The organism is Mesorhizobium sp. M7A.F.Ca.CA.001.08.2.1, from assembly GCF_003998455.1.
GTDB lineage: Bacteria > Pseudomonadota > Alphaproteobacteria > Rhizobiales > Rhizobiaceae > Mesorhizobium > Mesorhizobium ciceri.
Window position 1 is genome coordinate 1 of sequence record NZ_RZPW01000363.1, and the last position, 6,102, is coordinate 6,102.

Below are 6,102 nucleotides of genomic sequence, written 5' to 3' on the forward strand. Positions count from 1 at the left end.
GCTTCATGGCCAATGATCGCGACAGCGGGTTTCAGCCGGAGATGATACGCGTCGGTTTGCTTATTGCCGATGTGCGGCTGCATTTCGGGATGACCGGGCGCGGCGAGCGCCTGATCTTTACGGCGGATGACGACGCCGTTTCGCTTGTCGCCGATCCCGAGATGCTGGCGACCGTCCTGATCAACCTCATCGACAATGCGCTCAAATATTCGTCGGAGGACCAGCCAGTGGATATCGATGTGCGCAGCGAAGGTCGAAGTGCGGTCATTCGGGTGCGTGACCGTGGCATCGGCATTCCACAGGCCGAGCTTCACAAGATCGGCAGGCGCTTTTTCCGGGCCTCCAATACGATGGCGGGAACCGGAACCGGTCTCGGCCTCTATTCTTCGCGCAAATTGCTGGCCTATCACGGCGGCAAGCTGCAGTTGCTCGCCAACGACGACCAGGGCATTACGTCCATCGTCAGCCTGCCTCTGGCAGGCGAGGCAACGGATCGACTTTCGCCCGAGGAACTGACCGCATGACGCATATTCTGATCGTCGAGGACGAGCCCCGGCTGCGCAAGGATCTGGCGGATTTCCTGGAACTGACGGGCTTCACGGCCGAAGGCGTCGCCACGGCAGGGGAATTGCGCCAGACGCTGGCCAACGGCAGCTCGCCCGCTGTCATCATCCTCGATGTCGGGCTGCCCGATGGGAACGGGTTCGATCTGGCAACCGAAATCCGCAAATCACATGCCTGCGGCATCATCATGCTGACGGCGCTCGGTGACAGCGACGACCGTATCCGTGGCTTTGAGAGCGGCGCCGACATCTACCTGGTCAAGCACAGCACGCTGCGCGAGATCGACGCCGCAATTCGCAGCCTGCTGCGACGGACGGGAGCCCCGCCCGACTCTGCCAACGGCAGCAGCGATCGGTGGGTGCTGGACGGCACGAACTGGATGCTGATCGCGCCCAATCACCGTTCGCTTAAACTGACGGCGGCCGAGTTCGCCTTCATGAACGTGCTCTGCAACCGTAGCGGCGAAATCTGCCAGCGCGAGGATCTGGTGGAGCTTGTCGCCCGTCCCAGGTCGAACTTCGACAACAGGCATCTCGACGCAGTCGTCAGCCGGCTACGCCGCAAACTGGAGGAGCACATCAGCTTGCCCGCGCCGATCAAGGTCGTCTATGGCGTTGGCTACATCTTCACCGCAGCCGCCGCCGTGCAATGAACGTCTGCTCAACGGCTGCTTCCAGACCGAAGCATCGACTGGTCATGGCGCGGCAGGACCTCGATGTGCAGCCTGCAATGTCCGCTCTCAGGAAGCCACCATGCCCGCCCCTAAGACCGAGATTGCCGCCATTCGCAACCTGGTAAATGACGCTCACCGTTGGCCCATAGCGGAACACCCTCAGCTTACTCCTCGCCCTGCTTCTGCGCGATGATGTCGAGCCGCTCGCGGTCGGAGCGTTCGCGCTCGTCGCGGTTGCGCACGTCCTTGTAGGCACGCTCAACCATGTTGGTGCGGGCGGTCGCGGCGGCGATGAGGCCGGCTTCTTGCTTCGCGCTTGCCAGGTTCGCCTCCTGGCGCACGACCGCTTGGGCGATGCGGCGGTGGTAGAGATCGGGGAACAGGGCGGAAAGCGAATCGGGCTGGTCGAAATGGCCGACCAGTTCCCTGGCTTCAGCCTCGGCGGCACTGGCCGCGGCAAGGAAGGTGGCGTGGCGGGTTTCGTGCAGCGCCTTCAACTGTTCCTGCACCTTGACCAGTTTCTTGAGGCGGTCCTTGCGCGTGCTCATGGTCATCTCGCCAGCGTCAGGTCGACGAAGCCGTCGACGAACAGCGACAGCATGGTGCCGACGGCGAAATAGAAGATGATCATGCCGCCGGCGATGATGAAGGGCTGGGAGATGAAATAGATCGGGATCTGCGGGGTCAGCTTGTTGACGAAGCCGATCGTCAGATTGACGAGAATGGCATAGGCGACGAACGGGCTGCCGAGGCGGATGACCAGGAAGAAGGTGTCCGACACCGTGTCGGTGACATCGACGAGGGCTGCCTGCGGGTTGAAGAAGATGTTGACCGGCGCGACCGTGTAGGAGGAAACCAGCGCGCGTATTATCTCGTGGTCGAAATCGAACACGAACAGCATCAACAGCGCCGAGAACGAGATGATCGCGGCAAGGGCTGCCTGGGGTTCGGGCTCCTCGATCGCCGGTCCGCCGGTGCCGCCATAACCGACCAGCATGGCGATGGCCGAACCCATGAAGCGCAGGGCTTCCATGTAGAGCCTGGTCATGGCGCCGATCAGGCCGCCGACCAGAAGTTCCGAGATGATCATCGGCACCAGGATCTGCGGGCGCGGGTCGACGAAAGGAAAGATCTTGTCCCACAGGAAGGCGAGCAGGCCGCCGGTGGCGGCGACCGCCACGAACAACCTGACCTGGACCGGGACGCGGGCGCTGGACAGGCCCGGCATCAGCATGAAACAGGCGCCGATGCGGCAGAAGGCGAGGAACGCCGCGATGACGACGCCTTGCGACAGCACGCTCACGATATGGTTCCGAGCACCCTGATCTCGACGCCCTTGGCGATTTCGACGTGGCTGAGCACCGGCAGCGTGGTGAACAGCCGCTCGATGATCATGCGCACATAGGGGCGGGCGTCGGGCGCGGTGACGAGGACGAAACGTTCGCCGGCTTCCAGATATTTCTTGATCGCCTTGGTGGCGTCCTGGCCGAACTCCTCGAGCTGGCGCGGGTCGATGTCGAACTCGCGCACCTCGCCCTTGGCGTCGCGCTTGAGGCTCTGGTGGAAGGCGAGGTCCCAGCGGTTGCCGAGGCGAAGCACCTTCAGCACGCCGCCCTCGGACAGGTCGCCGCAGATCTGCTGGGCCATGCGGATGCGGACATGCTCGACGATCTGCTCGGTGCGGCGCACATGCGGCGCGATCTCGGCGATCGCCTCGATGATCAGGTGCAGGTTGCGGATCGAGACGCGCTCGGCGAGCAGCAGCTTCAGCACCGCCTGCAGGCCGGGATAGGAGATGTGCGTGGTGCAGATCTCATCGGCGAGCTTGCGGTATTCCTGGTCCTGGCGCTCCAGCAGCGCCTTCATGTCCTTGTAGGACAGAAGCTGCGGCAGGTTGTTGCGGATGACTTCCGAGAGATGGGTGAGCAGCACCGACATGTTGTCGGCGAAGGTGTAGTTCTCGCGCTTCAGATCCTCGGCGAAGGTTTCCATGACGGAATAGGCGCGCATGCCGAAGGCCGGCTCGCGGATCTCCTCGCCAGGTATTTCGGGCACGTCGCGATTGCCGAGCAGCACCATGATCTCGCCGACCCGCATCTGGTATTCGGCGACCACGGTGCCGTGCACCTTGATCTGGTAGCTTTTCGGCGGGATGGCGAAATCGTCGGCGACACGCACTTCCGGCACGACGAAGCCGTACTGGGTGGCGAATTTCTTGCGCATCTTGCCCATGCGGAAAACCAGTTCCTGATGCGACGTCAGCAGCCTTGTCGACAGCTGCTTGCCGATCAAAAGCTCGATCTCGGCGGTGGCGAGCGAGGCCTTGACCGAGTTCTTCTCCTCCTCGACCTTGGTCGCCTTTTCCTGGTCCTTGATCGCCTCGGCTTCGGCGAGGACACGGTTGGCGCGCATCGGGATGACGTAGCCGAGGCCGGCCATGCCGGCGGCGAGCGCAAAGAACGGGAACAGCGGCAGGCCAGGCATCAGGCCGAGCAGCACCAGCAGAGATGCCGCGACATAGAGGGCGCGCGGATGGGCGCCGAGCTGGCCGAACACGGCCTGGTTGGTCGAGCCGCGGGTGCCGCCCTTGGAGACGAGCAGGCCGGCGGCGAGCGACACGATCAGGGCCGGGATCTGGGTGACGAGGCCGTCGCCGACCGACAGCTTGATGAACACGTCGGCGGCTTCGCCCATGCCCATGCCGTGCCTGATGTAGCCGATGGCGATGCCACCGACGATGTTGATGGCGGTGATGATGAGGCCGGCGATGGCGTCGCCGCGCACGAACTTCGAGGCGCCGTCCATCGAGCCGAAGAAGGAGCTTTCTTCTTCCAGTTCACGGCGGCGCAGCTGCGCGGTCTTGTCGTCGATCATGCCGGCGGAGAGGTCGGCGTCGATCGACATCTGCTTGCCGGGGATGGCATCGAGGGTGAAGCGCGCGCCGACTTCGGCGATACGCGTGGCGCCCTTGGTGATGACGATGAAGTTCACCACGATCAGGATCATGAAAACGATGAGGCCGATGACGAAGTCGCTGGCCATCACCAGCTTGGAGAAGCCGGCGATGACATAGCCGGCCGCATGCGTGCCCTCATTGCCATGCGCCAGAATCATGCGCGTGGTGGCGATGTTGAGCGACAGCCTGAGCATGGTGGCGATGAGCAGAACGGTTGGAAAAGACGAAAAATCGAGCGGCCGCTGGATCCACAGCGCCACCATCAGGATCAGCACCGAAAGCGCGATCGAGAAGGCGAGGCCGATGTCGATGAGAAAGGCCGGAATCGGCAGGAACAGGACGGCCAGGATGATGACGATGCCGATGGCGAAGAAGACGTCGCGGCCGTTCTTGGCCACCGCGCCGGGCTGAATGCTTTCGCTGATCGCCATATCGTCCTCAAACCCCATAGACTGCCGAGCGCGCGACAGCCCTGTGAGGGTAGCCCGCCAAGCTTGCGCGAGGGTGGGAGACTGGCTAGTTCCAACGATCATGCGCAGGTCGCCGTGTCGGCCGGCCTCGTAAAGAAGGCAAACCCCATGCTTCTGATCATCGGCACCATCCGCTTGCCGCCAAACAAATTTGAGGAAGCCAAGCCCGCAATGGAGCGCATGGTTTCCGGCAGCCGCGCCGAGTCCGGCTGCATCCAATATTCCTATGCGCAGGATGTTTTCGATGCCGGGCTCATCCGGGTCACGGAAGTCTGGAGCGACAGGGCGGCACTCGACGCGCATTTCGCCTCGCCGCACATTGCGGACTGGCGTGCGAGCTGGCCGGCGCTTGGCATAGGCGAGCGCAACCTCGTGCTCTATGAAGCCGGCGAGCCCATGCCGACCTGAACTGTCCATCGGCGATCGATATCGCGCTGTCGCCAACATGGTGTCTGTCGGCATTGTGGTTGCCATGCCGTGCTGCCGGGCGTATCAGGCTGGTTTTCCACTGCCTTTTGATATCGGCGAGCCGCCCCGGTGCTTTCCAGAAACCACAGCGAAGTCTACGCCCGCCGGCTGCGCGCGGTGCTGATCAGGTCGTTGCCCCTGCTCGAGGCGCGCGGCATCGTGGTGGTCATCCTCGCCGGTGTCGTAGGCGTCATGGCTGGCATATTGGTCACGGCGATGAGCCAGATCGTGCAGGACCTGCACGGGCTGCTGTTCGGCGTTCAGCCAGGCGGCCGGCTTTCCGGCATGTTTTCGCTCGCCAATCCGATGCAGGCGCTGATACCGGCGATCGGCGGCATGCTGCTGGGGCTGACGGTGGTCTGGCTCAGGATACGGAAATTCCGCACACCGATCGACCCGATCGAAGCCAATGCGCTCTATGGCGGGCGCATGTCGCTGACCGACACCTTCATCATCGCCGGCCAGACGATGATCTCCAGCGGTTTTGGCGCCTCGGTCGGGCTGGAAGCCGGCTACACGCAGGTTGGCTCCGGGCTGGCATCGCGGCTGGCGGGCATCTTCAGGCTGCGCCGCAACGATGTCCGTATCCTGGTCGGCTGTGGTGCGGCCGGCGCCATCGCCGCTGCCTTCGATGCACCGCTGACCGGCGCCTTCTACGGCTTCGAATTGGTCATCGGCATCTACTCGGTCGCCAATGTCGCGCCTGTCATGACCGCCGCGATCTCAGCCTCGCTGACCGCCGAAATGTTCGGCGGGGTGCCGTTCCCGCTCGAGCTTTCGGGTCTGCCGGCGCTCACCGCCAGCCAGTATGTGCCGTTCCTGCTGCTCGGGCTGCTCGGCGGCGCCGCCTCGATCGCCATCATGCATCTGGTGACATTGATCGAGCGCGGTTTCGCCAGGCTGTCGATCGATGCGTCGCTGCGCCCCGTCATCGGCGGCGCCATCGTTGGCTTGTTGGGGCTGATCACGCC

The 6,102-nt window shown here is 63.6% G+C and carries 7 protein-coding genes; 4 read left to right on the plus strand and 3 right to left on the minus strand.

What is annotated here, in order from left to right:
• The coding region (locus EN914_RS20675; RefSeq protein ID WP_164778822.1) for a sensor histidine kinase KdpD at positions 1-524 on the plus strand (524 nt) is incomplete at its 5' end.
• Positions 521-1,216 (plus strand): response regulator transcription factor, encoded by a 696-nt coding sequence (locus EN914_RS20680; RefSeq protein WP_013529766.1) that lies wholly within the window; start codon positions 521-523, stop codon positions 1,214-1,216. The genes EN914_RS20675 and EN914_RS20680, both read left to right, overlap by 4 nt.
• 185 nt (positions 1,217-1,401) lie before the next feature.
• Here EN914_RS20680 and EN914_RS20685 read toward each other — a convergent pair whose 3' ends face one another.
• Genes EN914_RS20685 through flhA form a run of 3 tightly spaced genes read right to left on the minus strand, consistent with a single transcriptional unit; the run spans position 1,402 to position 4,624 of the window.
• Positions 1,402-1,785, minus strand: coding sequence for a hypothetical protein (locus EN914_RS20685; protein ID WP_013529767.1), 384 nt, complete (start codon positions 1,783-1,785; stop codon positions 1,402-1,404).
• A gap of 2 nt (positions 1,786-1,787) precedes the next feature.
• Complete coding sequence (gene fliR / locus EN914_RS20690; protein WP_013529768.1) at positions 1,788-2,540, minus strand: flagellar biosynthetic protein FliR; 753 nt, start codon at positions 2,538-2,540, stop codon at positions 1,788-1,790.
• Positions 2,537-4,624: a flagellar biosynthesis protein FlhA gene (gene flhA, locus EN914_RS20695; protein WP_024502704.1), complete on the minus strand. Its 2,088-nt coding sequence runs from the start codon at positions 4,622-4,624 to the stop codon at positions 2,537-2,539. The genes fliR and flhA overlap by 4 nt, the downstream gene beginning before the upstream one ends.
• 147 nt (positions 4,625-4,771) lie before the next feature.
• Here flhA and EN914_RS20700 point away from each other — a divergent pair, with 147 nt between their 5' ends.
• Together EN914_RS20700 and EN914_RS20705 are read left to right on the plus strand one after the other, a co-directional pair.
• The gene (locus EN914_RS20700; protein ID WP_024502703.1) at positions 4,772-5,071 is read left to right on the plus strand and encodes a putative quinol monooxygenase; all 300 of its coding nucleotides are present in this window, start codon (positions 4,772-4,774) and stop codon (positions 5,069-5,071) included.
• Between the two features lie 129 nt (positions 5,072-5,200).
• Positions 5,201-6,102, plus strand: a 902-nt coding sequence (locus tag EN914_RS20705; protein ID WP_164778823.1) for a chloride channel protein, incomplete at its 3' end; no start/stop codon positions are given.

Bases quoted from the DNA above. Each gene is read 5' to 3' on its own strand.
- EN914_RS20680 (WP_013529766.1), top strand. From the start codon at position 521: ATGACGCATATTCTGATCGTCGAGGACGAGCCCCGGCTGCGCAAGGAT.
- EN914_RS20700 (WP_024502703.1), top strand. From the start codon at position 4,772: ATGCTTCTGATCATCGGCACCATCCGCTTGCCGCCAAACAAATTTGAG.
- EN914_RS20685 (WP_013529767.1), bottom strand. From the start codon at position 1,785: ATGAGCACGCGCAAGGACCGCCTCAAGAAACTGGTCAAGGTGCAGGAA.
- flhA (WP_024502704.1), bottom strand. From the start codon at position 4,624: ATGGCGATCAGCGAAAGCATTCAGCCCGGCGCGGTGGCCAAGAACGGC.